General features: G+C 70.6%; 25 protein-coding genes and 2 pseudogenes. 13 read left to right on the top strand and 14 right to left on the bottom strand.

The window, feature by feature from the left end; genetic code table 11:
- Positions 1-64 precede the first annotated feature (64 nt).
- The gene (locus tag OG599_RS24300; RefSeq protein ID WP_327178092.1) at positions 65-946 is read left to right on the top strand and encodes an alpha/beta fold hydrolase; all 882 of its coding nucleotides are present in this window, start codon (positions 65-67) and stop codon (positions 944-946) included.
- 114 nt (positions 947-1,060) lie between these two features.
- On the opposite strand, the gene OG599_RS24295 is transcribed toward OG599_RS24300, so the two are convergent.
- Both OG599_RS24295 and OG599_RS24290 read right to left on the bottom strand, forming a co-directional pair.
- Entirely contained in the window at positions 1,061-2,326 is a 1,266-nt protein-coding gene (locus OG599_RS24295; RefSeq protein ID WP_327178091.1) for a L,D-transpeptidase, read from the bottom strand.
- A 197-nt stretch (positions 2,327-2,523) separates the two neighbouring features.
- Complete coding sequence (locus OG599_RS24290; RefSeq protein WP_327178090.1) at positions 2,524-3,777, bottom strand: L,D-transpeptidase; 1,254 nt, start codon at positions 3,775-3,777, stop codon at positions 2,524-2,526.
- 240 nt (positions 3,778-4,017) lie between these two features.
- On the opposite strand from OG599_RS24290, the gene glgX reads away from it, so the two are divergent.
- Positions 4,018-6,219 carry a glycogen debranching protein GlgX gene (gene glgX, locus OG599_RS24285; protein WP_327180168.1) on the top strand — a complete coding sequence of 734 codons (2,202 nt, stop codon included), beginning with the start codon at positions 4,018-4,020 and terminating at the stop codon, positions 6,217-6,219.
- Here the strand turns inward: glgX and OG599_RS24280 are convergent.
- The gene (locus OG599_RS24280) at positions 6,196-7,071 is read right to left on the bottom strand and encodes a DUF6461 domain-containing protein (RefSeq protein WP_327178089.1); all 876 of its coding nucleotides are present in this window, start codon (positions 7,069-7,071) and stop codon (positions 6,196-6,198) included. The two genes, glgX and OG599_RS24280, sit on opposite strands and share 24 nt — an antisense overlap.
- 255 nt (positions 7,072-7,326) lie before the next feature.
- Here OG599_RS24280 and OG599_RS24275 point away from each other — a divergent pair, with 255 nt between their 5' ends.
- The 3 genes and pseudogenes from OG599_RS24275 to OG599_RS24265 form a co-directional block, all read left to right on the top strand.
- Positions 7,327-9,168 carry an ABC transporter ATP-binding protein gene (locus OG599_RS24275; RefSeq protein ID WP_327178088.1) on the top strand — a complete coding sequence of 614 codons (1,842 nt, stop codon included), beginning with the start codon at positions 7,327-7,329 and terminating at the stop codon, positions 9,166-9,168.
- Positions 9,165-11,042, top strand: coding sequence for an ABC transporter ATP-binding protein (locus tag OG599_RS24270; RefSeq protein WP_327178087.1), 1,878 nt, complete (start codon positions 9,165-9,167; stop codon positions 11,040-11,042). The genes OG599_RS24275 and OG599_RS24270 overlap by 4 nt, the downstream gene beginning before the upstream one ends.
- A gap of 203 nt (positions 11,043-11,245) precedes the next feature.
- Positions 11,246-11,730 (top strand): annotated as a pseudogene (locus OG599_RS24265) (IS982 family transposase); the annotation flags it as partial.
- A gap of 12 nt (positions 11,731-11,742) precedes the next feature.
- Here the strand turns inward: OG599_RS24265 and OG599_RS24260 are convergent.
- The gene (locus tag OG599_RS24260; RefSeq protein WP_327178085.1) at positions 11,743-12,147 is read right to left on the bottom strand and encodes an Imm32 family immunity protein; all 405 of its coding nucleotides are present in this window, start codon (positions 12,145-12,147) and stop codon (positions 11,743-11,745) included.
- Between the two features lie 136 nt (positions 12,148-12,283).
- Between OG599_RS24260 and OG599_RS24255 the strand changes: the two genes are divergently transcribed.
- A complete protein-coding gene (locus OG599_RS24255; RefSeq protein WP_327178084.1) occupies positions 12,284-13,633 on the top strand; it encodes a hypothetical protein in 1,350 nt (449 codons plus the stop codon).
- Position 13,634: 1 nt separating this feature from the next.
- Here the strand turns inward: OG599_RS24255 and OG599_RS24250 are convergent, their stop codons facing one another.
- From OG599_RS24250 to OG599_RS24240, 3 genes are read right to left on the bottom strand one after another with little or no spacing between them, the layout of a single operon-like run.
- Positions 13,635-14,093, bottom strand: a complete 459-nt coding sequence (locus OG599_RS24250; protein WP_327180167.1) for an arsenate reductase ArsC — start codon at positions 14,091-14,093, stop codon at positions 13,635-13,637.
- Between the two features lie 46 nt (positions 14,094-14,139).
- Complete coding sequence (arsB, locus tag OG599_RS24245) at positions 14,140-15,282, bottom strand: ACR3 family arsenite efflux transporter (RefSeq protein ID WP_327178083.1); 1,143 nt, start codon at positions 15,280-15,282, stop codon at positions 14,140-14,142.
- Positions 15,279-15,728: an ArsR/SmtB family transcription factor gene (locus tag OG599_RS24240; RefSeq protein WP_327178082.1), complete on the bottom strand. Its 450-nt coding sequence runs from the start codon at positions 15,726-15,728 to the stop codon at positions 15,279-15,281. Before OG599_RS24240 ends, arsB begins: the two co-directional genes overlap by 4 nt.
- 80 nt (positions 15,729-15,808) lie before the next feature.
- Between OG599_RS24240 and OG599_RS24235 the strand changes: the two genes are divergently transcribed.
- On the top strand, positions 15,809-16,306 hold the full coding sequence (locus OG599_RS24235; RefSeq protein WP_327178081.1) for an ArsI/CadI family heavy metal resistance metalloenzyme: 498 nt from the start codon (positions 15,809-15,811) through the stop codon (positions 16,304-16,306).
- A 361-nt stretch (positions 16,307-16,667) separates the two neighbouring features.
- Here OG599_RS24235 and OG599_RS24230 read toward each other — a convergent pair whose 3' ends face one another.
- Both OG599_RS24230 and OG599_RS24225 read right to left on the bottom strand, forming a co-directional pair.
- Complete coding sequence (locus OG599_RS24230; RefSeq protein ID WP_327178080.1) at positions 16,668-17,156, bottom strand: hypothetical protein; 489 nt, start codon at positions 17,154-17,156, stop codon at positions 16,668-16,670.
- A gap of 261 nt (positions 17,157-17,417) precedes the next feature.
- A complete protein-coding gene (locus OG599_RS24225; RefSeq protein ID WP_327178079.1) occupies positions 17,418-17,912 on the bottom strand; it encodes an NUDIX hydrolase in 495 nt (164 codons plus the stop codon).
- Positions 17,913-18,102: 190 nt separating this feature from the next.
- Between OG599_RS24225 and OG599_RS24220 the strand changes: the two genes are divergently transcribed.
- The 5 genes from OG599_RS24220 (at position 18,103) to OG599_RS24200 (ending at position 21,340) form a co-directional block, all read left to right on the top strand.
- Positions 18,103-19,356, top strand: coding sequence for an IS256 family transposase (locus OG599_RS24220; RefSeq protein ID WP_327174240.1), 1,254 nt, complete (start codon positions 18,103-18,105; stop codon positions 19,354-19,356).
- On the top strand, positions 19,353-19,832 hold the full coding sequence (locus OG599_RS24215) for a hypothetical protein (protein WP_327174239.1): 480 nt from the start codon (positions 19,353-19,355) through the stop codon (positions 19,830-19,832). The genes OG599_RS24220 and OG599_RS24215 overlap by 4 nt, the downstream gene beginning before the upstream one ends.
- A gap of 15 nt (positions 19,833-19,847) precedes the next feature.
- Positions 19,848-20,636, top strand: a complete 789-nt coding sequence (locus tag OG599_RS24210) for a helix-turn-helix domain-containing protein (RefSeq protein ID WP_327178078.1) — start codon at positions 19,848-19,850, stop codon at positions 20,634-20,636.
- Positions 20,633-20,839, top strand: a complete 207-nt coding sequence (locus OG599_RS24205; protein ID WP_327178077.1) for a DUF397 domain-containing protein — start codon at positions 20,633-20,635, stop codon at positions 20,837-20,839. Before OG599_RS24210 ends, OG599_RS24205 begins: the two co-directional genes overlap by 4 nt.
- A 297-nt stretch (positions 20,840-21,136) precedes the next feature.
- Positions 21,137-21,340 carry a DUF397 domain-containing protein gene (locus OG599_RS24200; RefSeq protein ID WP_442809521.1) on the top strand — a complete coding sequence of 68 codons (204 nt, stop codon included), beginning with the start codon at positions 21,137-21,139 and terminating at the stop codon, positions 21,338-21,340.
- A 132-nt stretch (positions 21,341-21,472) separates the two neighbouring features.
- Here the strand turns inward: OG599_RS24200 and OG599_RS24195 are convergent, their stop codons facing one another.
- Positions 21,473-22,702: a MarR family transcriptional regulator gene (locus OG599_RS24195; RefSeq protein ID WP_327178075.1), complete on the bottom strand. Its 1,230-nt coding sequence runs from the start codon at positions 22,700-22,702 to the stop codon at positions 21,473-21,475.
- Between the two features lie 672 nt (positions 22,703-23,374).
- Positions 23,375-24,043, bottom strand: a complete 669-nt coding sequence (locus OG599_RS24190; protein ID WP_327178074.1) for a DUF6461 domain-containing protein — start codon at positions 24,041-24,043, stop codon at positions 23,375-23,377.
- A gap of 179 nt (positions 24,044-24,222) precedes the next feature.
- Here OG599_RS24190 and OG599_RS24185 point away from each other — a divergent pair, with 179 nt between their 5' ends.
- On the top strand, positions 24,223-24,669 hold the full coding sequence (locus tag OG599_RS24185; protein ID WP_327178073.1) for a VOC family protein: 447 nt from the start codon (positions 24,223-24,225) through the stop codon (positions 24,667-24,669).
- Between the two features lie 50 nt (positions 24,670-24,719).
- Here the strand turns inward: OG599_RS24185 and OG599_RS24180 are convergent, their stop codons facing one another.
- The 3 genes and pseudogenes from OG599_RS24180 to OG599_RS24170 form a co-directional block, all read right to left on the bottom strand.
- Positions 24,720-24,995, bottom strand: coding sequence for an NUDIX domain-containing protein (locus tag OG599_RS24180; protein WP_327178072.1), 276 nt, complete (start codon positions 24,993-24,995; stop codon positions 24,720-24,722).
- Between the two features lie 59 nt (positions 24,996-25,054).
- A pseudogene (locus OG599_RS24175) lies at positions 25,055-25,255 on the bottom strand (NUDIX hydrolase); the annotation flags it as partial.
- A 6-nt stretch (positions 25,256-25,261) separates the two neighbouring features.
- On the bottom strand, positions 25,262-26,170 hold the full coding sequence (locus OG599_RS24170) for an adenosylhomocysteinase (protein WP_327178071.1): 909 nt from the start codon (positions 26,168-26,170) through the stop codon (positions 25,262-25,264).
- Positions 26,171-26,175: the final 5 nt, after the last annotated feature.

Here is a 26,175-nt window from a genome sequence, read left to right as displayed (position 1 = left end):
GCGCTGGTGCGTGGGTGCGCTGGTGCGTGAGTGCGCTCCGTGGACCCCGTGGCAGGATTCATGCATGCCGAATGTTGTCGTGTCTCCCGAGGTCTCCATCGCGTACGAGAGCTTCGGCGACCCCGGGGACCCACCCGTCCTGCTCGTGATGGGTCTCGGTGCGCAGATGCTCGCCTGGCACGAGGACTTCTGCCGGGCGCTGGCGAACCGCGGCCGGTACGTGATCCGGTACGACAACCGCGACTGCGGGCTGTCCACCAGGTTCGACGACCACCCCGTCGACACGGGCGAGTTCATCGCCACCGTCGGCTCGGGCGACATCCCCGCCGCCCTCGCGATGGTTCCCTACCGGCTTCGCGACATGGCCGACGACGGACTCGGTCTGCTCACCGCGCTCGGTATCGAACGCGCCCACGTGGTCGGTGCCTCGATGGGCGGGATGATCGCCCAGACGATGGCCCTCTCCTCCCCGGAGCGGGTGCTGACCCTGACGTCGATGATGTCCTCGACCGGCGAGAGCGAGTACGGCCGGTCCACCCCGGAGGCCCAGGCGGTGGTGTCCGCCCCGAAGCCGGCGGACCGCGAGGGGTACGTCGCGGCGGCGGAGAGGGAGTTGGTGTGGGCCTCCAAGCGCTACGGCGACGCCGCGGCGCTGCGTGAGCTGGCCGCCGCGAGTTACGACCGCTCGTACTACCCCGCGGGGATCGGGCGGCAGCTCGGCGCGATGATCCTCGGCGGCTCACGCGCGGACGCCCTCCGTGAACTGCGGGTGCCGACGCTGGTGATCCACGGCCTGGACGACACGCTGATCGCCCCCAGCGGCGGACAGCGCACGGCGGAGCTCGTACCGGGTGCGGAACTCCTACTGCTCCCCGACATGGGCCACGACCGCCCCCGGGAGCTCTGGCCGAAGCTCATCGACGCCGTGGTGTCCCACACCGGCTGAGCGGGCCGTCCGCCGACCGGCGTCCGTGGCGTCCGCGCGGAACGGCGGTGGGCCCGGCGCCGCTTGGGTTCCACGGCACCGGGCCCACCGCCCGTGTTCAGCTGCTGTGCGGGGTCACTTGATCCACTCGGACCAGTCCATGTTCCAGCCGTTGAGGCCGTTGTCCGGGGCGATGACCTTGTCCTTGGAGTTCTTCACCACGACGACGTCTCCGATGATCGACTGGTCGAAGAACCAGCCGGCCGGGGTCTGCCCGTCGTACCCGCCGCGCACGTCCCTCAGGCCGACGCAGCCGTGGCTGGTGTTGGTGGTGCCGAAGATGCTGGAAGCGCCCCAGTAGTTACCGTGCACGAAGGTGCCCGACGTGGACAGGCGCATGGCGTGCGGCACGTCCTTGATGTCGTACTCCCCGCCGAAGCCGACCGTGTCGCCGTTCATCCGGGTCACCCGGAGCTTCTCGCTGATGACCATCTGACCGTTGTACGTGGTCGTGGCCGGGGCGCCCGCCGAGATCGGGATGTCCTTGAGCGTCCTGCCGTCGCGGACGACGACCATCCGGTGGGTGGAGGCGTCGACCGTGGAGACCTGGCTGCGGCCGATCGTGAAGCTGAAGGTCTTGGCCTGCTTGCCGTAGACGCCGGGCCGTCCCTCCACGCCGTCGAGGTTGAGCTCCACCTTCACCTTGGTGCCGGGGGCCCAGTACTTCTCGGGGCGGAAGTCGAGGCGGTCGTTGCCGAACCAGTGGCCCTCGATCTGCACGCTGGGCTCGGCCGTGACCGTGATGGCCTTCTCCACGGCGTCGGGGTCGGTGATGCCGCGGGTGAAGTTGATGGAGACCGGCATGCCGACGCCGACGGTCGAGCCGTCCTCGGGGGTGTACTGCCCGATGAAGGTGTTCTTCGGGACCAGCGTGGTGAAGGTGGTGTCCTTCGCGGACTGGCGGCCCTTGGAGTCTTCGGCGATGGCGTGGACCGCGTACTTGGTGGCCGCCGCGAGGTGTCGCTCGGGCGTCCAGCTGGTGGCGTCCGAGGAGAGGGTGCCCTGTACCTCGGCGCCCTGGGCATCGACCACCTTGACCGTGGTCAGCTTGCCCTTGGCGGCCGAGATCTTCAGCGCTCCGCTGGTCTCCACGGAGGAGGCGCCGTCCGCCGGCGCCACGGTCACGACCGCCTCGGAGGCGGCCGTGTCCTGGACCTGGCCGCTGCCGCCCTTGGCTCCGGCGCCGCTGCCGCTGCCCGCACCGCTTCCGCCGGAACCGCCGCAGGCCGTCACCAGCAGAAGCAGTGCGCCCAGCAGCACCGCGAGGATTCCGGGGCCCCGGCGCCCACGCGTTCCCCCGCCGGTCCCGGCCGCACGCCCTCGTATCGGCTTCCCGCTCATCGTGGTTGTCTCCCCTCGCACGGCCTGGCCCGACCGGGCCCCGCACACCCCCGCGCGTCGAACATGCGCGCCTATCGAGAAGAAAACCACACGGTAATGGGCGGTGAAGTACTGGGGATGTCACCGTTCAGTCCCAAGTACTGCCGGAACAAAAGCAGGTGACACGGGGTGCGGAGACGCTCACCCGAGGCGGGGTGTCACCGCCCCGCGCGGAGCGCCCCGGACCCCACCGGGAGGGCCGAACCCGCCTTCCACCGCTTCCAGTCGAGGTTCCAGCCGCTGAGTCCGTTGTCCGGGGCGACCGTCTTGTCGTCGGAGTTGACGACCTCCACGACGTCGCCGACGAGGGTGCGGTCGAAGAACCAGCCGGCCGGGGCGGAGCCGCTGCCGCCCTTCTCGTCCCGCAGCCCGATACAGCCGTGGCTGACGTTCTCCGAGCCGAAGGTGTCCTCGGGCGCCCAGTAGTTGCCGTGCAGGAAGGTGCCGGACTCGGTGAGCCGGATGGCGTGCGGCACGTCCTTGATGTCGTACTCGCCGCCGAAGCCCACCGTGCGCCCGTCCATCCGGGTCACCTCGTGGAGTTCGCTGACCACCATCTTGCCGTTGTACGTGGTGGTCTTCGGGGCCCCCGCGGTGATCGGCACGGTGCTGACGAGCTCGCCGTCGCGGCGTACCTCCATGGTGTGTTCGGCGGCGTCGACCAGGGAGACCTGGGAGCGGCCCACGGTGAAGCGGACGCGCTTGTTCTGGCTGCCGTACACCCCGGGCGAGCCCTCCACGTCCCGCAGCCCGATGTCGACGGTGACCACGGTGCCCGGCTTCCAGTACTTCTCCGGGCGGAAGTCGAGCCGGTCCTTGCCGAACCAGTGGCCGGACACCTCCACGGCGGGATCGGCGGTGACCTTGATGGCGCGCTGCACCGCGGCACGGTGGGTGACGGGGCTGCTGAAGTCGAAGGAGACGATCATCCCGGTACCGACCGTGGAGCGGTGCTCCGGTTTGAAGTAGCCGATGAAGTGGTGCCCGGGGATCAGCGTGGTGAAGGTGGTGTGCCGGGCCGATCTGCGCCCGGCCCCGTCCACCGCCACCGCGTCGACGCTGTACTTCGCGGCGAGCCGGAGCCGTCCCGCGCCGCCGGCAGGGGTCCACCGGCGGCCGTCCTCGGAGATCTTTCCGGTGATCCGGTCGCTCCGGGCGTCCTCGATCTGCGACACCTCGACGCTCTCCAGGTGCCCGTCCGGGACCTCCACCCCGATCCGGGTGGAGGCCGGGACGTTCTTCGCGCCGTCCGCCGGGAGGATCCGGATCGCGTCCTCGGGGGCGCGGGCCTTGCCGTTGACGAACGGAATCCCCCCGGTGCAGCCGGTCAGTACGGCCACGGCCACCAGTAGTCCTGCCCATGTCAGCACGGCGGCCGGACCGGTCCGTGCTCTCTTCGCTGTGTGAGTCACGCACCCACCAACGACCAGGGTCGCTCCGGGGAAACGTGAGTGTGGGCCTCCCGGTGGGCAGAACAGGGGGGAGGACTTCACCGGGAGGCCGCGGCCGGGACGCCGCGTGCGCTTCCCGTCTTGCCCGTCCCCACGAGCCGCAGGAGGCCGGGAGTGTCGAGCGCAGCCGAGCAGGAAGCCGTGCAGGAGCCGGTACGACCGGTGCGCACGGGCGACGGGCCATCGGGAAACACCACCCGTGTGCCGCAGTCCGGTGCCCCCTCCGGGAGCCCGGACGGTGCCGTACCGCCTCCGGTGTGGCCGGGTGCGCCCATGCCTCTGGGGGCGCGGTTCCGGGTGGGGCCGGACGGGGTGGCGGGCACCAACTTCGCCCTGTGGGCGGGCGGGGCGGAGGCGGTCGACCTCTGCCTCTTCGACGAGGCGGGCCGCGAGACGCGGTGCCGGCTGACCGAGCTGACCCACGAGATCTGGCACGGTTTCCTGCCGGGGGTGCGGCCGGGCCAGCGGTACGGCTACCGCGTCCACGGCCGCTGGGACCCGTGGACGGGGGCCCGGTGGAACGCCGCGAAGCTGCTGCTCGACCCGTACGCCCGCGCCGTGGACGGCACCTTCGCGCTGCCGCCCGAGGTGTACGGACACATGCGGGACTGGCCCCAGCAGCACGTCGCCGACACCGTGCGCGACGAACGCGACTCGGCGCCGTTCGTCCCCAAGGGGGTCGTCGTGGACGACGATCCCCGGGGCGACGAGTGGATCGACGACCGGCGCCCCAAGACACCGTGGGCCGACTCCGTCATCTACGAGCTCCACGTGCGCGGGTTCACCAAGCTGCACCCGGGCATCCCGCCCGAGCTGCGCGGGACGTACGCCGGTCTCGCCCACCCCGCCGCGATCGAGCACCTGCGACGGCTGGGGGTGACGGCGGTGGAGCTGCTGCCGGTGCACCAGTTCGCGCACGAGGACCACCTGCTCCGGCGCGGGATGCACAACTACTGGGGCTACAACTCGATCGGCTACTTCGCCCCGCACGCCGACTACGCCGCGAGCGGCACCGCCGGGGCGCAGGTAGGCGAGTTCAAGCGGATGGTGCGCGCCCTGCACGACGCCGGGATCGAGGTGATCCTCGACGTCGTCTACAACCACACCGCCGAGGCGGGCGAGCTGGGCCCGACCCTGTCCATGCGCGGGGTCGACAACCGCGGCTACTACCGCCTCCAGTCCGACGCCCGCCGGTACGCCGACTACACCGGCTGCGGCAACACCCTGCACGTGGTGCAGCCGCACGTGCTGCGGCTGATCACCGACTCCCTGCGGTACTGGGTCACCGAGATGGGCGTCGACGGCTTCCGCTTCGACCTGGCGGCGGCGCTGGCCCGCTCGATGCACGACGTGGACATGCTCTCGCCGTTCCTCGCGGTGATCGCCCAGGACCCGGTGCTGCGCCGGGTCAAGCTGATCGCCGAGCCCTGGGACGTGGGCAACGGCGGCTACCAGGTGGGCGCCTTCCCGCCGCTGTGGACCGAGTGGAACGACCGCTACCGCGACGCCGTCCGCGACTTCTGGCGCGGCGCGCTGCCCGACGTACGCGACCTCGGCTACCGCCTCTCCGGCTCCAGCGACCTGTACGCCTGGGGCGGGCGGCGCCCGTACGCCTCCGTCAACTTCGTCACCGCGCACGACGGTTTCACCCTGCGCGACCTGGTGAGCTACCACCACAAGCACAACGAGGCCAACGGCGAGGGCAACCGCGACGGTACCGGCGACAACCGCTCCTGGAACTGCGGCACGGAGGGCGAGAGCGACGACCCGGACATCAACGCGCTCCGCCGCCGCCAGCTGCGGAACCTCCTCACCACCCTGCTGCTCTCCACCGGGGTACCGATGCTGGTGGCCGGCGACGAGATGGGGCGTACGCAGGGCGGCAACAACAACGCCTACTGCCAGGACAACGAGATCAGCTGGGTCGACTGGTCGCTGCTGGAGGACCCCGGCTGGCGCGGGCTGACCGAGCTGACCGCCCGGGTGCTGCGGCTGCGCCACACCCATCCGGTGCTGCGCCGCCGGGCGTTCTTCTCCGGGCGCCCCCAGACCGCGGACGGGCTGCGGGACCTGGCCTGGTTCACCCGGCACGGCGAGGAGATGACGGCCCAGGACTGGTACGCGCCCGCGGCGACGCTCGGGCTCTTCCTCTCCGGGCGGGACATCCCGGGCCGGGACGCGCGGGGCGAACAGATCGTGGACGACAGCTTCCTGGCGATCCTGCACGCGGCGGAGCACCCGGCCGGCTTCCTGCTGCCGGGCCCGCCGTGGGCCGCCTCCTACGAACTCGTCCTCGACACCTCCCGGGAGGACCAGGCCGAGGCACCCGGCACGGTCCACGCGGGCGGCACGGTGCTGACGGTGCCGGGGCGCTCGGTGCTACTGCTGCGGGTGGCGGGGTGACGGGGCGGTCCGCAGTCCTGCGCCCCGGCTGGTGTCCCTCGGGACGCCCCTGGCACGGAACGAGCCCTGGGCGGAGGCGCGGTACACCCCGCGCTGACGGTCCCACCACCGGGGATCGGTGGCCTGCTCGTACGCGGTGCGCAGGTCGGCCGGAACCAGGCGGAGGCGTTCGTCGGGAAGCGGGCGGCCGTTCGCAGCGGCCCAGGCGTGGATCTCCTCGAAGCCGGCGGCCGGAGAGCCCATGATCGCGTACACGGGGAGGCGGTCCCCGGTCAGGGCGGTTCGGGGCAGGGAGAGACCGAAGCGCTTCTCGAAGACGGCCAGGCTGCGGCGGCGGTGTCCGTTGTAGTCGACGACCCCGGTGTCGCGGAGAGCCGCGCCATCGGGGCGCAGGATTCCGGCCGTCACGAGCTCGGGCAGGAGCAGATCGGGCCTTTCGCCGTTCCGGTGGTACTCCTCGCACAGGCCGAATCCGATGACGGTGCGGCCGTCGCGCCCGTATGAGACGCGGGTGGGCGGGTGCTCGGAGTTGTGGTGGTAATGGACCGCCTCCACGCCGTCGCGCGAGATCTCGTGCAGCTTGTCGAGGTAGGGGCCGTAAGTGATCGCGAACGCCCAGCCGGCGTGCTCACCGACGCGGACGACGGCACTGCCCGGCCCACGGTCGGGGTAGGCGTCGATGTCGAGACCGGTGATCTCGTCGTCGGTCATCGGCTCCGCCGCCGAACCGGCCTGCGCCCCCATGCGGACGGCCAGTTCCTCGGCTCCGATGCCACGGGCGAAGTGCACGTCCAGCATCCAACCGGAGCTGGACGTCCTGCCGACCATCCACTGAAGACCGTCGTCGCTCACGCTGTTCTCCCAGGAGAAACGCCCACACTTTCGGTACTCGATGACCCTAGGACGCCCCACTGACAACCGGGTCGGCCCGCGCTCCGGGATCTGCTCGGGTCCGAACCAGCGAACCGTTGGCGCGGGAGAGCGACGTGGGTGATGAGGTGACGGTGTGACAGTTCTCCGGGCCCCGCCGCCGGAGCGGGCCCGGGCGTCCGAGCGGCCGGAAAACCCGATGAGGGTTGTCAGTGGTGAAACATAGGATCGCCCCTGATGCCCGAGAACCCCGCCGAGCGCACGGACCGGTCCACCGTGCGCTCTCTCAAGCGTTTGTGGCCCTACCTGCGTCCTGTACGCGCCCGTTGGTTCTCCGCCGCGTTCGTCGCGGTGGTCGCCTCCGGGCTCGGGCTGGTCATCCCGTTCGTGCTCAAGTGGATGGTGGACGGCCCGGTGGCCGACCGTGACCCGGGCGGGGTCTGGCTCGGGGCTCTGTGGCTGCTGCTCCTGGGCATCCTGGAGGCGGTGCTGTTCGGGCTGCGGCGGTGGCTGGTGGCCCGGCCGCTGGCCGGGGTCGAGGCGGGCATGCGGGCCGACCTCTACCACCGGCTGCAACGCCTTCCGATGGCCTTCCACGACCGCTGGCCGTCCGGTCAGCTGCTGTCGCGCGGCACCACCGATCTGATGCTGGTGCGCATGTTCCTGGCGTTCCCGCTGACGTTCCTGCTGGTCAACTCGGTGACGATCGCCATCGGGTTCGTGATCCTCTTCCTCCAGGAGTGGACGCTGGGGCTGGTGCTGCTCGCCCCGGCGGTCCCGCTGATGGCCCTCAGCTCCGTCTTCGAGTCGAAGTACTCGCTGGCGGCGCGCACCGCCCAGGACCAGGTCGGCGACTTGACGACGGTGGTCGAGGAGAGCGTGCTCGGCATCCGGATCATCAAGGGCTTCGGCCGCCACCGCAGCCAGGCGCGGGCGTTCAAGGAGCTCTCGCACCGGCTGCGCTCCACCGAGCTGACCAAGGCCCGGCTGCTGGCGGGGATCTGGGCGCTCATCACCGGGGTGCCGGAACTGGCGATCGGCGCCGCGCTGGTCTTCGGCACGATCCAGGTGGCGGACGGCGACCTCTCGGCCGGGACGCTGGTGGCGTTCCTGTCGACGGCGCTGGCGCTGCGCTGGCCGGTGGAGTCGATCGGCTTCCTGCTCGCGATGAGCCAGGAGGCGGCGACCGCGACCGACCGGTACTTCGAGGTCATGGACGTGGCGGAGGAGAGCGGGCTCGCCCCCGGGGACGGGACGGGCACCGCGTCCGTGCCCGGAAGCTCCCCCGGGATGGTCTTCGAGGGCGTCTCCTTCCGCTACCCGGACGCGGCCCCCGACTCCGTACCCGTGCTCTCCGGGATCGACCTGCACGTCCGGCCGGGCGAGACGATGGCGCTGGTCGGCGCCACCGGTTCCGGCAAGACGACGCTCACCGCCCTGGTGCCCCGGCTGCACGAGCTCACCGGCGGGCGGATCACCCTGGACGGCGAGGACATCGTCGCCATGGACCGGGCGCGGCTGCGGTCGCTGGTGTCGGTGGCGTTCGAGGAGCCGACGCTGTTCTCCGCGACGGTCGGCGAGAACGTCCTGATGGGCTCGGACGGCGTGGACTCCCATAGCGGCTCGGACAACACGGACGGCGTGGACCTGGCGCGGGCCCTCGGGGTCGCGCAGGCCCAGTTCGTGCACGACCTGCCCGAGGGCACCGCCACTCAGGTCGGCGAGCAGGGGCTGAGCCTGTCGGGCGGTCAGCGCCAGCGGCTCGCGCTGGCCCGGGCGGTCGTCGGCCGGCCGCGCTTCCTGGTGCTGGACGACCCGCTCTCCGCGCTGGACGTGCACACCGAGGCGCGGGTGGAGGCGGCGCTGCGGCAGGTGCTGGCGGAGACCACGGCGGTGATCGTGGCCCACCGGCCGTCCACCGTGATGCTCGCGGACCGCGTCGCGCTGCTCTCCGGCGGCCGGATCGCGGCTGTCGGCACGCACCAGGAGCTGCTGCGGACGAACCCTGAGTACGCCTGGCTGATGTCGGGCTCCGAACACCCGGGCATCACGGTCGCCGAGGAGGCCACGACCCCATGACCAGTACCACCACCGCGGGCGCCCCGTCCGCCGACGGCGTCCCCGCCACGGACCCGTCCGTCCCCGGCACCGAGTCCGGGTCGGGCGACGCGTTCGACCTGGACGCGCTGCCCACTCCCCCGGGCGCCACCCGGGCGTTGCTCGCCTCGCTGCTGCGGCCGCTCCGCGCCCGGGTCCTGGTGACCGTGGTGCTGCTCCTCGTCCAGCAGGCGGCCGTCCAGGCCGGCCCGCTGCTCGTGGCGTACGCGATCGACAGCGCGGTGCCCGCGTTCCGGGACTCCGACCACGGGCCGCTGATCGCGGTGGGCGTCGGTTACGCGCTCTGCGCGGCGGGCGGCGGCCTCCTCCAGTACGCCTTCATCCGGGGCTCGGCCCGCATCAACCAGGACGTGCTGCTGGACCTGCGCGGCCGGATCTTCCGGCACGCGCAGGCGCTGAGTGTCGACTTCCACGAGCGCTACACCTCGGGCCGGCTGATCTCCCGGTCGACGACGGACGTGGAGTCGCTGCGGGAGCTGCTCAGCGAGGGCCTCCAGGAGCTGATCACCGTGGTCCTCTCCTTCGTCTTCATCTCGGGGATGCTGCTCTGGCTGGACCTGGGCACCGGGGCCATCGCGGTGCTCTCCTTCGTACCGCTCTATCTGCTGGTGCGGGTCTACCAGGCGCGGGCGGGCCGGGCGTACTCCGTGCGGTCCTCCGCGATGGCGGCGGTGATCGTGAAGTTCGCCGAGACGATGAACGGCATCCGGCCGGTGCGGGCGTTCCGCCGCGAGCGGTCCAACGACGCGGTGTTCGCGACGCTCAACCGCAGTCACGAGCGGTCGAACGGCGACACCCTGCTGGAGATGGCCCGTTACGTGACGGGCTCCCGGCTCGTCGCCAACATCGCCGTCGCGGGCATGGTGCTGTGGGGCGCCTACCGGGTCGCCTCGGGCACCCTGGCGCTGGGCGTGCTGGCGGCGGCGGTGCTCTACCTGCGCCGGCTGTACGACCCGATCGACCGGCTGGCGATGTTCCTCAACTCCTGGGAGTCCGCGGCCGCGTCCCTGGAGAAGATCGCGGGCCTGCTCGCGCAGACCCCGTCCGTGCCGGAGCCCGCCGCGCCGGTGGAGCTGCCCGCGCTGCGCGGCGAGCAGCCGGGCCGGGAGGTCGTCTTCGACGGGGTCCGGTTCGCGTACCGCACCGGCGGCGAGGTGCTGCCGCGCTTCGACCTGACGCTGCCGGCCGGGCAGACGGTGGCCGTCGTCGGTTCGACGGGCGCGGGCAAGTCGACGCTGGCGAAGCTGCTGGCCCGGTTCTACGACCCGACCGGCGGCCGGGTGCTGCTGGACGGCGTCGACCTGCGCGACCTGGGCACGGCGGAGCTGCGGCGCGGGGTGGTGATGGTGACGCAGGAGGCGTTCCTGTTCTCCGGGACGGTCGCGGAGAACATCGCGATCGGCCGCCCGGACGCGACGCCCGAGGAGATCGAGCGGGCGGCGAAGGCGATCGGCGCGCACGAGTTCATCGAGGGTCTGCCGGAGGGGTACGACACCGACGTACGCAAGCGGGGCGGCCGGATCTCCGCCGGGCAGCGCCAGTTGGTCGCGTTCGCGCGGGCGCTGCTGGCCGACCCGGCGGTGGTGATCCTCGACGAGGCGACCAGCTCCCTCGACATCCCGGGCGAGCGTGCGGTGCAGCGGGCCATGGACACGGTGCTGCACGGCCGTACGGCGGTGGTGATCGCGCACCGGCTGTCCACGGTGGAGATCGCGGACCGGGTGCTGGTGATGGAGCACGGCCGCATCGTGGAGGACGGCTCGCCGGCCGAACTCATCGGCGGCGAGGGCAGGTTCGCGGGGCTGCACCGGGCGTGGCGGGAGAGTCTGGCCTGAGTGGACGGGCCCGGTGGCGCCGGTCGAGGCGCTAGGCGTGTCTGACCATTCCCGCCGGGCGGTCGGCGCCCGGCACGGCACCTCGCGGCGTTGTCGGACCGCCCGAGTACATCCAGTACTCGGGCGGTCCTCCGCCTTGCAATGCACCGCACCGGACACCGCCCGCCGATCCGACGCGAATGGTCAGACACGCCTAGACGGTCGCCTCGCACTCCCGATTCTTCTGGGGCCTGCGCCTCTGCCCGGTCGGCATGCCGACCGGCATGCCGATCATGTGGGCGCTGGCCAACCCGAAGATCGGCGGGCGCGAGGTCCTGGCTGCGATGCTGGAGGTCGACGCCCACCTGGTCGCCGACCGCGAGGGTATCCTGCTGATCTCGGACAAGGGCTTCGCCTCGAAGACGTTCGAGAAAGACCTGGCCCAGCTCGGCATCGAGGTGCTGCGTCCCTCACTCAAGCGCGAGAAGCAGCGCTACGGCGAACCGGTGCTCAAGAAGGTCCGCCAGTTGATCGAGTCGGTCAACGACGCCCTCAAAGGGCAGCTCGACCTTGAACAACACGGCGGGCGGACCTTCGAGGGCGTCGCGATCCGCGTCGCCCAACGCATCCTGGCGATGGCCGCAGGCATCTGGCACACCAATGCCATCGGCGCACCGGTCACCGCTCACTGATCACCTATGACCATTGATCGCCGTCTTGCTCAAAGAGTGGGCGGACCTTCACCCGGGATGCCGACTACCAAGGGCACAGAACCCTCAACGAGGTAGGGATGCCCGGGAAAGTGGTCGATGTGGCGGTGGCCGCCGCCGTCCACATCAGCCATGACGGTGGCCATGGCATCGAGATTGCCCGCGAAGAGAGCCCTGGCGACGGGATCGCCGCTGATCACAAGGATCTGACGCTGGGAGTCGAGATGGATCAACACCCCAGGCCCGGGAGCCTCCCTGACTTCGACCCCCGTCAGGGCCTCGCTGCCCAGCGCAGTCGCAGACGTGGAGCTGATGAATCCCGTGCCCTCGGCCACCGCGCCTGCCAAGCGGGCCAGTTCTACCGCCGAACCAGTGAGTTCCACCTCGCCGAAGATGGGGTCGGACACGAGAATCATGGGCGTCGCTCCTGCAAGGTCGGGACGGGACTGCAAAGATCACTCACCCTACGTATCGGCGAGCAAAGCCGTGAGGCGTGATCACACACATCGGATCCACTCGTCCAGCGTGAGGGCCGATCCGGGGAGGGGCGCGATGAGGCATCGGTGGCGGCGGGGGCTCCTGGCCGTGGTGGTGGGGCTGCTGGCGGCGGGCTGTTTCGCGCCTTCGGAGCCGATGTTCGGTGACGGGGATTCGGTGCCCGAGGAATTCTCACGTCTTCCGCTGCCGGTGCGGCCGGACTCCGATGGCGCCTGGGCGCTGAACGCCCCCGGGGCGGGGTTGCTCGGCCAGGGCCGCACGCTGGTCCGCCTGGAGGGCGCGAAGAACCTGGAGGGCGCGGAGAACCCGGGCTGGCGGCTGGCTCTACCGGCCGAGTTCGCGTTGACCTCGCACCAACCCGGTACGGCGCACTCCGCGTTCGTCCGTGCTGACCGGGTGGTGCTCGTCGGCGGCAGGGACGACCGCAGCGGGCCGAGTGCGATCGCCGGTCTCGCCCCGGAGCGGGGGCTCGTGACCTGGCGGCACGCCTTGCCGCCCGGCAGCCAGGTGTTCCTGTTCGAGGACGCCTTCGAGGTGCTGACGGCGGTCTGCCACCCTGATTCCTGCCTCCTGACCGCCTGGGACGCCTCGTCGGGTGCGCTCCGGTGGACGCGCACGGTCCCCGGGGCGGTACGGGTCGTGGAGGCCTGCAGGGTCGACGCGCACGGCACCGTCGACGGCCTCAGCGGTGTCGGCTGCGGGTTCCGTCTGGTCGCCCCCGACCGTGTCGGCACCGTCGCCCCGGAGGACGGCGGGGTGTCCTGGGAGACGGGGCTGCGGCCGCCCGACGGCACCGTCGACCGCATCCTCGTGACCGGCGACCGGGTCATCATGGTCACCGCACCGGCCGAGGGCAGTTGCCGCGCCACCGTCCTCGCGAGCGGGGTGACCTCCGGGGACGGGGACCGCGGCTGGCGGTACAGCTTCGTCTGGGACCAGCCCCGGGCCCCGCGCGACGCGCGCACCGGGTGCCGCTGGGACCGCGCTCTTCCGCTGGTCGTCGGCTTCCGGCTGGTACTGCCGGACGCCGAGGGCGCCCTGGACCTCGATCCCCACTTCGGCACCCTGCGCCCCTCCCAGCGGCTGGCCCCGGGCGCGTACGTGCTCACCGACGGCACCAGCAACGAGATCGTCCGCGCACCCGGCCGCCCGGACCGGCTCCTGCACCCGATCGGCGACCAGCCGGTCCGCCCCCACGGGCTGAGCCCTGCGGCCCGGTCGGTCACCCACGGCTTCTGGCAGGACGGGCGCCGGCTGCTCCTGCTGGACCACGAGGGGCACACCCTCTGGAAGGGGACATCGGACTGCCGGGCGTTCCCGAAGGTCGGCAAGGGGGTCGGCGGCCCGGTCACGTACTGCGACGGTGACGACCTGGTGACCCTGCGCCCCGTGCGCGACGACTGATTCAGGCGCTCCCGGGGCCCCGGGGGCTGTCGGCGCTCTGAACGCTCTCGGCGTTCTCCGGCAGGAGTTCGGCGAGCAGGCCGCGTACCCGGCGTTCGATCTCGTCGCGGATCGGGCGGACCGCGTCGACGCCCCGGCCGGCGGGGTCGTCGAGCTTCCAGTCGAGGTACGTCCGGCCGGGGAAGACGGGGCAGGTGTCGCCGCAGCCCATGGTGATGACCACGTCCGATGCCCGTACGGCGTCGGCGGTCAGCACCTTCGGGGTCTCGGCGGACAGGTCGATGCCGACCTCCGCCATCGCGCGTACGGCGGCCGGGTTCACGGCGTCGGCGGGTGCGGAACCGGCGGACCGGACCTCGACCCGGCCTTCGGCGAGGTGGCTGAGCCAGGCGGCGGCCATCTGGGAGCGGCCCGCGTTGTGGACGCACACGAACAGCACGGACGGCCTGGCCCCCGGCATCGGCTCGGACACAGACACGGGCTCGGACTCGGACACGGACACGGACTCAGACACGGGCGGAGCCTTCCGGAGCGGTGACGGGTCCGGCTGCCGTGTCGGCGGACCGGGGGAAGCGGTGGCGTACGGCGAGGGCGACGTGGACGAGGCCGATGAGGACGGGTACCTCGATGAGGGGGCCGACGACTCCGGCGAGGGCCTGGCCGGAGGTGGCGCCGAAAGTGGCGACGGCGACCGCGATGGCGAGCTCGAAGTTGTTGCCCGCGGCGGTGAACGCCAGCGTGGCCGCCTTCGGGTAGCCGAGTCCGAGCGCGCGGCCGGCGGCCAGGGACCCGGCCCACATCACCGCGAAGTACACCAGCAGCGGCAGCGCGATACGGACGACGTCCAGGGGCTTCGAGGTGATGGCGTCGCCCTGGAGGGCGAAGAGCACGACGACGGTGAAGAGCAGCCCGTACAGGGCGAACGGTCCGATCCGGGGGACGAGCTTCGTCTCGTACCAGGTGCGCCCCTTGGCCTTCTCGCCCAGGCGCCGGGTGAGGAACCCGGCCAGCAGCGGGATGCCGAGGAAGATCAGTACGGAACGGGTGATCTCCCACACCGACACGTCCAGGGCGGTCTGTTCCAGGCCGAGCCAGCCGGGCAGCACGCTGAGGTAGAACCAGCCGAGCGCGGAGAACGCGAGCACCTGGAACACCGAGTTGAGGGCGACGAGGACGGCGGCGGCCTCGCGGTCGCCGCAGGCCAGGTCGTTCCAGATGACGACCATCGCGATGCAGCGGGCCAGGCCGACGATGATCAGCCCGGTGCGGTACTCGGGCAGGTCGGGCAGGAAGACCCAGGCGAGCGCGAACATCAGCGCCGGGCCCACCACCCAGTTCAGCACCAGGGACGGGACGAGCAGGCGCCGGTCGCGGGTGACGGTGGAGACGCGGTCGTACCGGACCTTCGCGAGGACCGGGTACATCATCACGAGCAGGCCGAGCGCGATCGGCAGCGAGACCCCGGTGACGGTCACCTTGGCGAGCGCGTCGCCCAACCCCGGTACGAGGCGGCCCAGTCCGAGGCCGGCGGCCATCGCGGCGAGAATCCACACGGCGAGGAAGCGGTCCAGGAACGACAGCCGCCCGGCGACCGGCGCCGCGAGCTCCGTGGCCCCGGCGCCGGTGCCCGCGTTGGTACCGGTACTCACGAAGCGGCCCCGGCGGATACGGGTGTTACGGGCGACACGGGCGACACGGGTGACACGGGCAGCGGTGTCCCGGCAGGAGCGTCGGGGCGGGAGAGGACCTGGGCCAGCTGGTCGGTAGTCTCGGGCAGCAACCGGTAGTACACCCACGTGCCGCGCCGCTCGGAGTCGATCAGCCCGGCCTGCTTCAGCAGCTTCAGGTGATGGGAGATCGTCGGCTGCGACAGGTCGAAGGCGGGGGTCAGGTCGCACACGCAGATCTCCCCGCCCGCCCGCGCGGCGATCATCGACAGCAGCCGCAGCCGCACCGGGTCCCCCAGCGCCTTGAACACCTTCGCCAGCGCCTGCGACCGCTCCTCGTCCAGCGGGGTGGTCAGCAGACCGGGGCAGCATCCCCCGGCACGTCCGGCACCGTCCTGGTCGAGCACCACGAGCTCTTGTTTCGACATGCTTCTATATTGACGTTTCTCGATTCAGGGCGCAACCTTGAATAGACAGACATCGATACAGCCTGATCGAGGAGTACGTCATGTCCCGTGTCCAGCTCGCGCTCAACGTCGCCGATCTCGAAGCGTCCGTCGTCTTCTACTCGAAGCTGTTCGGCACCGAGCCGGCCAAGCGGCGCCCCGGTTACGCGAACTTCGCGATCACCACCCCGCCGCTCAAGCTCGTCCTCATCGAGGGCGAACCCGGCCAGGAGACCCGCCTCGACCACCTCGGCGTGGAAGTCGACAGCACCGACGAGGTCACCGCCGCCACCACCCGCCTCAAGGACGCCGGGCTCGCGACCTTCGAGGAGAACGACACCTCCTGCTGCTACGCGCTCCAGGACAAGGTGTGGGTCCACGGCCCCGGCAAGGAGCCCTGGGAGGTCTACACCGTCAAGGCCGACGCCGACCGACTCGGCAAGAGCCCCGCGCTCACGCTCGGCGGGGACGCCTGCTGCGCGGACCGGCCGGAGTCGGTCGAAGCCGCGACCACGGCGGCGGCTGGGGCTGGGGCTGCGGGGTGCGGCTGCGGCGAGTGAGCCCGACGGCCCCCGGGACACCACCTAATCGTGGAGCATGTCCACGAAGTCCCACGAGTGCCCCGGCGGATGACCGGCGTACAGATGGCAGGAATCCTGGTGAATCGCGGGGAGCGTGCGGTCGGCCACTCCGCACGGTGGACGGCCGCGTACGTGACGTGGTCGCCGGGGCCGTTCCAGTACGCCCACATGTCACCGTGCCCGAGCCCGAGGTAGTCGAGGTGGTCGGCGTGGTCACCGCCGTGGTTCTGTGCGAGCTCGCAGGTCACCGCGCGGGACACGTCGGTCAGCATGTGGTGGTCGGCCAGGTCCGCCCAGGGCGCGCGACGGGCGTCGTTGCAGTGGAAGTACAGCGCGTCCGTCATGGCGTGTCGCCCTGGTCGTCCACGCGCTCGTCCACGTGCTCGTCCACGTGCTCGTCCACGTGCTCGTCCATGTGCTCGTCCACGCGCTCGTCCAGGAGGGGGCTGACGGCGCGGCGGGCGGCCTCCTCGTCCAACAGGTCGCCGAGCGGGTCCGTCACGTCCCAGGAATGACCCGGCGGGTGCCCCGGGGGCAGAGTGCACCGGTCCGCCCTGTCGGGCCGGCTGATCAGCCACGTGACGGCCCGGCACGAGCGGGACTCCGCGAACCGGGCCGGGAGACCGTCGTCCCAGTACATCCAGAGGTCGATGTCCGAGCCGTCCTCCGCACCCCCGATGAAAGCGGCATGCTCGATGTCTTCGCCGTGCTCACCCAGTTCGCAGAGCGTGTACTCATCGAGTAGGAAAAGGTGGTCGACCGGATGCTCGGGCGCCCTCTCCATGGTGGCCAGAGCGACCAGCGCTTCGATCTCGGGGATACGGCGCACAGCGGTGCATTGCAGCACGAGAAGCCTCACGGAAGTGTCGTGGACAGGAAAGGAGCCCCGCCCAACCTCGAGGGAGGGCCGAGCGGGGCTCACACCCGCACTGCGGGGACCAGGCGCAGCGGGGCGGGCCGCCCGCCCGGCCCTGGGGGGTTCGGGACCGGCGGACGGGGCTTTACGGGGAATACGGCTCCGGGCTACAACTCCGGAGCTACGGCTCCGAGAGGAGTCGGTCGGGGTTACCGGGACGCGGCCCCCAGGGGGTCACACGGCCACCAGGCCGTTCAGCAACAGCGGCTGCTGCCCGTGCTCGAAGGCGGCCACGGCCTGACGGATACGCCGCGCCACAAGACCCGCCGCGACAAGGTCCACCTGGTCCAGCGGCACCCAACGCACTTCGGCGACCCGGTCTTCCGCGCCCTCGGGAACGGCGACGCGGGCGGCCTCCTCGGCGCTCAGCGTGCCCCCGTCGCCGACGACGTCGAAGCCGTTCACGGAGCGGCCTCTCCGGGGAGCCGGGATCAGGTCGAGCGCCGCGAAGAGAACCAAGTTCCGCACCAGCCCGGTCACTTCGGCCAGGTCGCGGGTGGCCGCCCCGGCGACGGTCTCCCCCTCGTACGCCACACCACCGGGCAGGCGCCACTCACGCTCACGTGGGGCCCTGACCAGAAGTACGGCCCCGGTGTGGTCGCGTACCAGGACGGTGGCGCCCACCCGCCGGGCGGGGGCGGGCAGTTCGATGCCGTCGCTCTGCTCCACGGATTTCCCTTCCTCTCTACTCACCCGGGGCCCCGCCGCCTCCGCATCAGCCACCGCCTCACCGCGTGGGAGCAATGCTCAGGACCTGTGGATCGGCCTCGGGTTGGAACGTGAAAGGGCGTACCTTCCCGAGTGATCGATAGGTCACCGAGTAGACCGACGTTGCACCGTCGGTTGGGAAGGCACGCCCATGCTCAGCGTAGTCAACGAGGACGGCACCACCGAGGCCGGTTCTCTGATCGACGAGATCGTCCGGGAGGGTGCCCGGCGGATGCTGGCCGCCGCCTTGGAGGCGGAGGTGGATCAGTACATAGCCGAGCTGGCCGGGCAGCGTGACGGTGCCGGCCGTCGGCTGGTGGTCCGCAACGGCCGGCACCGGCCGCGGATGGTGACGACGGCCGCAGGGCGGGTCGAGGTTGCCGTCCCGCGCGTGAACGACAAGCGGGTCGACGAGGAGACCGGCGAGCGCAAGCGGTTCTCCTCGAAGATCCTCGCGCCGTGGTGCCGGAAGTCCCCGAAGGTCAGCGAGGTGCTGCCGCTGCTCTATCTGCACGGCCTGTCCTCGGGTGACTTCGTGCCCGCGATGGAGCAGTTCCTGGGCTCCTCGGCTGGGCTGTCGCCGGCCACGGTGACTCGGCTGACGAAGCAGTGGACCGCCGACCACGCGGAGTTCCAGCGCCGTGACCTGGCTGAATCCGACTACGTCTACGTGTGGGCCGACGGTGTCCATCCCAAGGTCCGGCTCTCGCAGACGCATTCGTGCCTGTTGGTCCTGATGGGCGTGCGGGTGGACGGCACCAAGGAGTTGATCGCGATCGCCGAGGGCCTGCGTGAGTCCACCGAGTCTTGGGCGGACCTGCTGCGGGACTGCCGTCGCCGCGGGATGACGGATCCGATGCTCGTCGTCGGTGACGGCGCGATGGGATTGTGGCGGGCCCTGGCGGAGGTGTTTCCGCAGGCCAGGCACCAGAGGTGCTGGGTTCACAAGACGCGGAACGTCATGAACGCGCTGCCGAAGTCCGCGCAGCCCGGAGCACGGGCGGCCCTGCAGGAGATCTACAACGCCGAGGACCGCGCGCACGCGGAGAAGGCAGTCACCGCGTTCGAGAAGGCGTACGGCGCGAAGTGGCCCAAGGCCACCAAGAAGATCACCGGCGAGGTCGACGAGCTGCTGGCGTTCTACGACTTCCCCGCCGAACATTGGGTGCATCTGCGCACGACGAATCCGATCGAGTCGACGTTCAGCACGGTGAAGCTTCGGACCAAGGTCACCCGCGGTGCCGGCAGCCCGGCCGCCGCCCTCGCGATGGTCTTCAAGCTCGTGGAATCCGCCCAAGCCCGCTGGCGAGCGGTCACCGCACCCCACCTCGTCGCCCTCGTCCGGGCCGGCGCCCGCTTCGAGAACGGCCACCTCATGGAACGGCCGGAAGGCAAGGCAGCATGAACAGCCGGCACCAAAGCGACGAGCCCGCCGAGCACCGGCGATTCACCCACTACATGCAGGCCCTGCAGACCGTCGCCGCGGCGGACGAAGCCGACCTGCTGGCTGCTGTTCTCCGCGACGAGGACACCACCATGGCCGCCAGCGCGGTGAGCCGACACATGGACCGCCGGGCCACCGAACTTCTCACCGACCCGGCATTCACGGCATGGGCCCAGGCCATGTCCAGGGTGATCGACCAGCACGACTTCCTCACCACCCGACTCCTCGAATGGTGCCTGCTCAGGACCCTCGCTCTGGGCGAACCGTGGGCCGCCGAGGAGCTTACCGACGCCTCCGACTGGCTCCAGCGCACAGCCGTGACCACACAGATCGTCACCGCACCCGACGTCCTGCGACTACTCGCAGAACGCGGGAGGACCCGCCGAGTCCGCAAGGCGGCCCAGCACCGACTCCATCACCTCAAGAAATCAGGCTGACTTGATCCACAAGTCTTGACTATTGCTCAGCTGCGCAGCTCACGCGAGGCGCAGGGGATCAAACAGACGCAGTTCGCCTTGCTCGTTGGATATTCCAACTCGCACATTTCTGCAGTAGAAACTGGGCGAAAATTGCCAACTTTAGAGTTCGCACGCGCCGTCGACAAAGCTCTGGGATCGGGGACCAAGTTCGAACAACTCTGCCGCTCCGTGCGGGAACAAGCCCTCCTGGAGGGCTTCCCTGAGTACGCCGCGCTTGAGGCGCGAGCCGTAGAGATCCGCCTGTTCGAGAACGGCGGCATCACGCCCGGACTCCTGCAAACTCCGGACTACGCAGCCGCATTGGCTGACGCGGAGGTAGCTCGGCAGGCCATCACGAGCGAGCAGGCGGCCGAGCGGATCGCGTTCCTTGCCGAGAGGCAAGCCATCCTCAAACGCCCTGTCCCACCCGTACTTCACGTGGTGATAGACGAGAGCTGCCTATACCGGCAGGTCGGGGGCCCTGACGTCATGCGGGCCCAGCTTGACCGACTGATTGAGTTCGCAGCCCTGCCCCGCACCATCCTGCAAGTTGCACCGTACAGCGTCGCGGAGCGCAGACCGTTCAACCTGCCGGTTCGGCTCCTCACGCTCCCCGACCGGTCCGTAGTCGGATACGCGGAGAGCCAGTTCCAGGGGCATTTGGAGCGTGAGCGACGCTTCGTGGAAGGGGTGTTGACGGCCTACTATCAGCTACAGGCCGAAGCGCTGTCGCACACCGCGTCAGTGGCCATGATCGAACAGGTACGAAAGGGCAACCCGTGACGACCCCATCCCCTCGTTGGTACAAGTCCTCCTACAGCAGCAACGGCGGCGACTGCATCGAGGTCGCGGCGAACCTTCTGTCGGTACACGGCATCGTCCCCGTCCGTGACTCCAAGGACACGAGCGGCCCGGTTCTAGACTTCTCCGCCACCTCGTTCGCCGCGTTCGTGGCAGGCGTCAAGACTGAGGGGTTCGCCGGCTGACCGCCGAACGACCCTCGTACGCAGACAGCCCCACCGTGTCCGAGCGGTGGGGCTGTCTGCTGCCCGGTGGGAAGCCTTGAAGGAGGCTCCGGACCGGATGGCCGGCCCTCTACACAGATCTCGCAGTCTCGGACCACCGGGCTGCGCTCAAGTCCACACTTCGCCTTGATGGCCGAATTCAACGACACCACCCGCGCCGTTGAACGCTTTTCCCGACCTACCATCAGCTAGTGACCAGGCGCTCCTCCAGGCGGCGTCTGGGGACATGATTGAACCGACACGAAAGGGCACCCAGTGATGACCGAGTCCCCCCAGCGGTTCACGTCCTCCTACAGCAGCGGCGGCGGGCAGTGCGTCGAGGTCGCCACAAACCTCGCCGCCGCGCACAACACCGTCCCCGTCCGCGACTCCAAGAACCCGAGCGGCCCCGCCCTGGACCTCTCCACTGCCTCCTTCGCCGCGTTCGTGGCAGGCGTCAAGACCGGTGGGGTCACCGGCTGACCTGGGACGCCACACCGGCGCGGCTCTTCACGCGTTCCGCGCCGGCGGGCGTGGTCCGGAACGTCACCGGCTACAGAACCCCCGACCCACCGTCTGGCTGTACCGCACGGCGCCCAGCCAGGTGGCGCCGCATCACGGGGTCCGCATGAGGTTGCGGAGTCCGGCGACGAGGGCCGGGACGTCGCGTTCGACCTGGGCCGGGACCGCAGCCGGGTCGGCGGGTTGCGGTGCCTGGTGGGCGGTGCGGCAGGGGGCGCAGAGGCCGTCCGGGAGTGCTTCGGCCCGGGCGGGGCGGCCGCAGTCGGTGCACTCCACCAGGAGACGGCGTGTCGGGGAGCCGGGGGTGCCCGGTGCCGGGACCGGCGGCGGGGTGGGGGTGGCGGACAGGCGGGGCGGCATCTTGTCGGTGAGGCGGCGGCGTACCAGCCCGACCGGTGAGCCGACCTGCTCGGGGAGCCCGGCGGTGAGTGCCGACGTGAGATACCCGGCGCTGACACCGCGCGCGAACCAGGCGGCGACGAGCGGCTCCAGGGCCTCGCAGTCCGCTGCGGAAAGCGTCAAGCGAGGCTCGCGACGCCCGAGTTCGGCCAGAGCGACGTAAGCGGGCGAGGGGCCCGCGACAACCAGAGAAGCACCAGGAGCCAGAGAGACAGCAGGAGCCGGTGCGGCGGCGGGCGTCGGGGCAACCGGCACACTGTCCGACGCCGTGGTCACCGGCAGGTCCGAGCCGAGGCCGACCGAGGCGACCGCCTCCAGCGGCCGGCCCGAGGACGGAGGCGGGACGGGGTCCGATTCGGCGCGCTGCCGGGGTACGACCGGGTCGGGCCGTGGCCCGGGGTACGGCTCGGCAGAGCGTACGCGGGGGCGCTCGGGCGCGGAGGGCGCGGAGGGCGCGGAGGGCGCGGAGGGCGCGGAGGGATGCTCGGGCGCGGAGAGTTCGCAAGGCGGCTGGGGCGCCGTGACCGCGCCTTCGAGATGGGCGGTCCACCACTCGTTGTCGTGAGCGGTGCGCGACCAGAAGGTGAGCGTCACCCACCGGCACGCACCGCCCCCCTCCACCCGCCTGCGCACGCGCCGCAGGTGCCCGGCCACGCCGAGTGCGCGCAGAGCGCTGCCGATGGCCATCTGGCCGTACAGGGGCAGGTCCTTGGCCAGCGACTTGATGTCCATCGCGGCGCCCTCGGGCAAGTGGTCGACATAGGCGGCGACATACCGCTCGCGCTCGGGCAGGAACGCGAAGTCCCGCACTCCAGGCACTACTTGAACGGAGACGGACTGCTTGCCGTAGCCGGTCTTGGCCCTGCGGTACGGGCGCGAGGCTGCGGGCTCGGGCGGGGCAGGGCTAAAGTGCTGAATAGCCACGAGATCGTCTTTCCTTTGCGCGCGATCTTTGGTGAGACCCCGGCCTGGTGCGCCAACACCGAGTCGGGGTCGATTCATTGAGGGCACCGTAAGCGCGTGTGACTCTCCGCCGCAAATCTCTCACCATTAGTCACACTTGCTGGTCGCGACGAGGGCGGGAGGTGAGGGGGGTCATCTCGAACCCCCCTACCTACCTCCCGGATGAACAACACCGCTCGAATCCCGGACCTCGCATCCCGACCCCCGAATCCCGAAGCTCAAGCATCGGCTCGGGCGTCAACCTAGGCACCTGCCCCGCCCCTCGAACGAGTGCCACGAGAGATATCGACGCTCGAACCCCGAACCCCGAGACCCGAATCCCGAGACCCGAGACCCGGGCTCCGAGCGTCGGGGGGGGCCGGTCCGAGGCTCGGGTCGGCCGCGTGGAGACAGCGAATACCCCAGGGCGCCTTCTGCACCCCGCTCACCGCTACTCCCTCTTCCGCACTCCGCACGACGCACGGCCTGCGGCTCGCTGTAGGTGATCACGGCCGGCGGCTGGTCGTAGGTGATCACGACCGCCGCGTTCGCTTCCGACCGTGCACGGTCGGAGGTCGCCGCGGCCTCCTCGTAGGACCACTCCGTGTACAGCCGCCCTCAGTGGGCATCGGCGATGTCGATGACCAGGCTCGCTCACTTCTCGGCAAGCTGCTCGGGGACGAGGCCGAGTTCATAGGTGGCGTCCCGGAGGAGGGATTCGGTGACGCGTACGCCGGTGAGTCTCTCGGTCAGAGCGAGGACCGCCGCCTTCCGGTCGAACCTGTCGACGTCCGGGGCGTTCTCGTCGTGCTCTCCCTCGGGAGTCACCGGGAAGCCGACTTCCCGCAGCAGGGGGACCAGTTCGTCGGGGCTGCTGCCGTGGCGCGCCGAGGGGCCCTCGAACGACGTACGGAGCACACCGTCCTCGTACCAGTCGAAGAGGTGGATGGGCTTGCCGCTGTTGCTGGAGTGCACCACGACCCGGCCGCCCTCCGACAGCTTCTCCACGCCCGGCAGCCCGAGGCCCCCGTCGAAGCCGAGGACGACCGTCCAGTCGCCCTTCTCGCCGGGCGTGTCGAATGCGCCCACGACGTAAGAATCCTCCCACTCGTCGCCATCCACCTCTTCACGGTGAGCTGCCTCCGCCTCGGCCAGCCCGGCCGTGCCTTCCCCGGTGCCGCGCGGTTCCGCATCCACCGCGCGCAGCAAGCCGTGCGGGCTCCGCCCCCGTATGAAGGTCAGGGTGTATCCCCACTCCAACAGGTGATCGAAGAGCGGCGAGTTGCGGATCCAGGCGTAGTCGTGCGCGGTCACCGAGTTCATACGGCGCAGTGTGCCCGACGCCACTGACAAGGCCCGGCGCGAGCCGGTGGCCGCGCCTGCCCCGACGTTGCCCGCCGGACGAACGGCGAACCAGCGCCTCCGCGCACCCGCGCACCCGCGCACCCGCTCCAGTCATGCCGCCCCCGTCATCACCCCGCCCCGCCCGGTACAGTCCGCCCATGGCAGCCAGAATCGACCTCACGCTCGACTGCGCGGACGCGCAGCTCCTCGCCGGGTTCTGGCGGGAGGCGCTGGGCTATGTCGACGAGCCGCCGCCCGCCCCCTTCGCGACACGCGCTGAGTGGCTCGCCCAGTTCGACCTGCCGGAGGGCGAGTCCGTGGACGACGGTGCCTGGCTCTGCGATCCGGACGGTGTCGGCCCCCGCCTCGCGATCCTCAAGGTCTCCGAGCCCAAGACGGCCAAGAACCGGCTCCACATCGACATCCGAGTGCCGGGCCACGGCACGCGGGACGAACGCTGGGCGCGGATCATGGCGGAGGCCGTACGTCTGGTCGCGGCGGGCGGGGTCGTACGCGAGGAGTTCACCGGGCACCATCTCGTCATGGCCGATCCCGAGGGCAACGAGTTCTGCGTCGCGGCGGGTCCGGCCACGACCCTCGTCTGAGCCACCGGCACGAAACCTGCCCCGTGGGAGGCCGACGACGACCCGCCCGGTTACACCAGCGGGGCAACGCGCTGGTGCAGCGTCTTCGGAAGGTCGCCGAGCGGTCGCCACTCGGCGGCGGAAACCTCCTCCTCCTGAATCCGGGGGTTCACCTCACGGACCGCACGGAAGGCGAACCGGAAGTCCGCGTGCTGGTGCGCGGGCTCCCCCTTCGCGGGGTTCTCGGGGATGTCGTGCACGTCCACGTGAACAGGCATCTCCTGAATGGGAAGGAACCCGCTCTCCACGCCGGTTTCCTCGGCGAGTTCCCGCAGGGCGGCACACATGAGCTCGTGTCTTCGGGCTCCAGGTGTCCGCCAGGGGTCAGCCACTTGCCGGTTGCGTTGTGGTGGACGAGCAGCACGCTCCCGGCCTCGTTGACGAGCACCGCCCCGGCAGTGACGTGCACCGGGGACGTCCGGCGGCTGGTCGGATCGTCGTCCCTGTCCAGCGCGGCGAACACCGGGGCAAGGCTGTCCTTGTCCTCGGGGTGCTCGTCCGCGTAGCCCGCGAGGACGGTCCGGATGTGGTCGGGGGAAATGGTCATGGGCCCTTACCTGTTCCAGTAGTTGAGCCAGTGCGCCGCGATGGCTCCCCGGTCGGCGGCGGGTACTTCGTGCATCCCGGGCGGCAGTCCGCCCCGGGCTATCGCTCGCGTCGCCGCGATGAGCTCGCCCTGTACGAGGAAGATGAATGGTCCGACGCTCGCCCCGTGCAGGAAGTTGACCGCTTCCCCACCGTTGAGCAGGTAGAAGTAATGCCCGCTCGTCTCGTACCGGACCACGTGGTCACCGAGGTAAGAACGCCGGTACCCCTCCGGGAGCGTGGACAGCTCCAACTCATCCTCCGAACTGGTGACCGTGGCGACGTACGCGCCGTTGCGTAGCGTGGGGAAGTCGTCGCCCCGCAGGGAGAGCGCACCCGTGGCACACAGGACGAGCCCGGCGTGTATGGCCACGTCACGGTCCCGGGCGACCCAGAATCCCTGCGAGAGCGCCTGTGCACGCCGTACGGGGTCGATGTCGTACACCGTGACGTGAACCCCCTTCGCATGCATCAGACGGGCGATGCTGGATCCGAGCTTCCCGAAGCCGATCACGAGCGCGGAACGGCCGTGGAGGATGTCCCCACGCTCCCGCAAGAGCGCTTCGGTGGAGAACACCACACTCTGACCGACCAGAAAGTCTTCCGGTTCCTTGAGCGGAGAACGAGCGACGGATACCACGGGGCACGGCAGCTTTCCGACTTCGGCATAGCGTTTGTGGCCGTTCTCGGTGTCTTCGACCACGCCCAGGATCGTGCCGGAGTATCGCGCGCACAGGTCGTCCAGCACGGGCGCGAAGTACCCTCCCACGTCGAGCAGCACGAGCCGTTCGCCAGCTGCCCTGCTTTCCAGGTAGGACAGCGACAAGTCCGGATCGGTGAACAGCTCCCGCGTCAAGTCGCGGAGCGCCCGCCCCACGAGGA

It is taken from the genome of Streptomyces sp. NBC_01335, assembly GCF_035953295.1.
Lineage (GTDB): Bacteria > Actinomycetota > Actinomycetes > Streptomycetales > Streptomycetaceae > Streptomyces.
The sequence above is the reverse complement of the archived record's forward strand: the minus strand, read 5'-3'. Positions and strand labels throughout refer to the sequence as shown.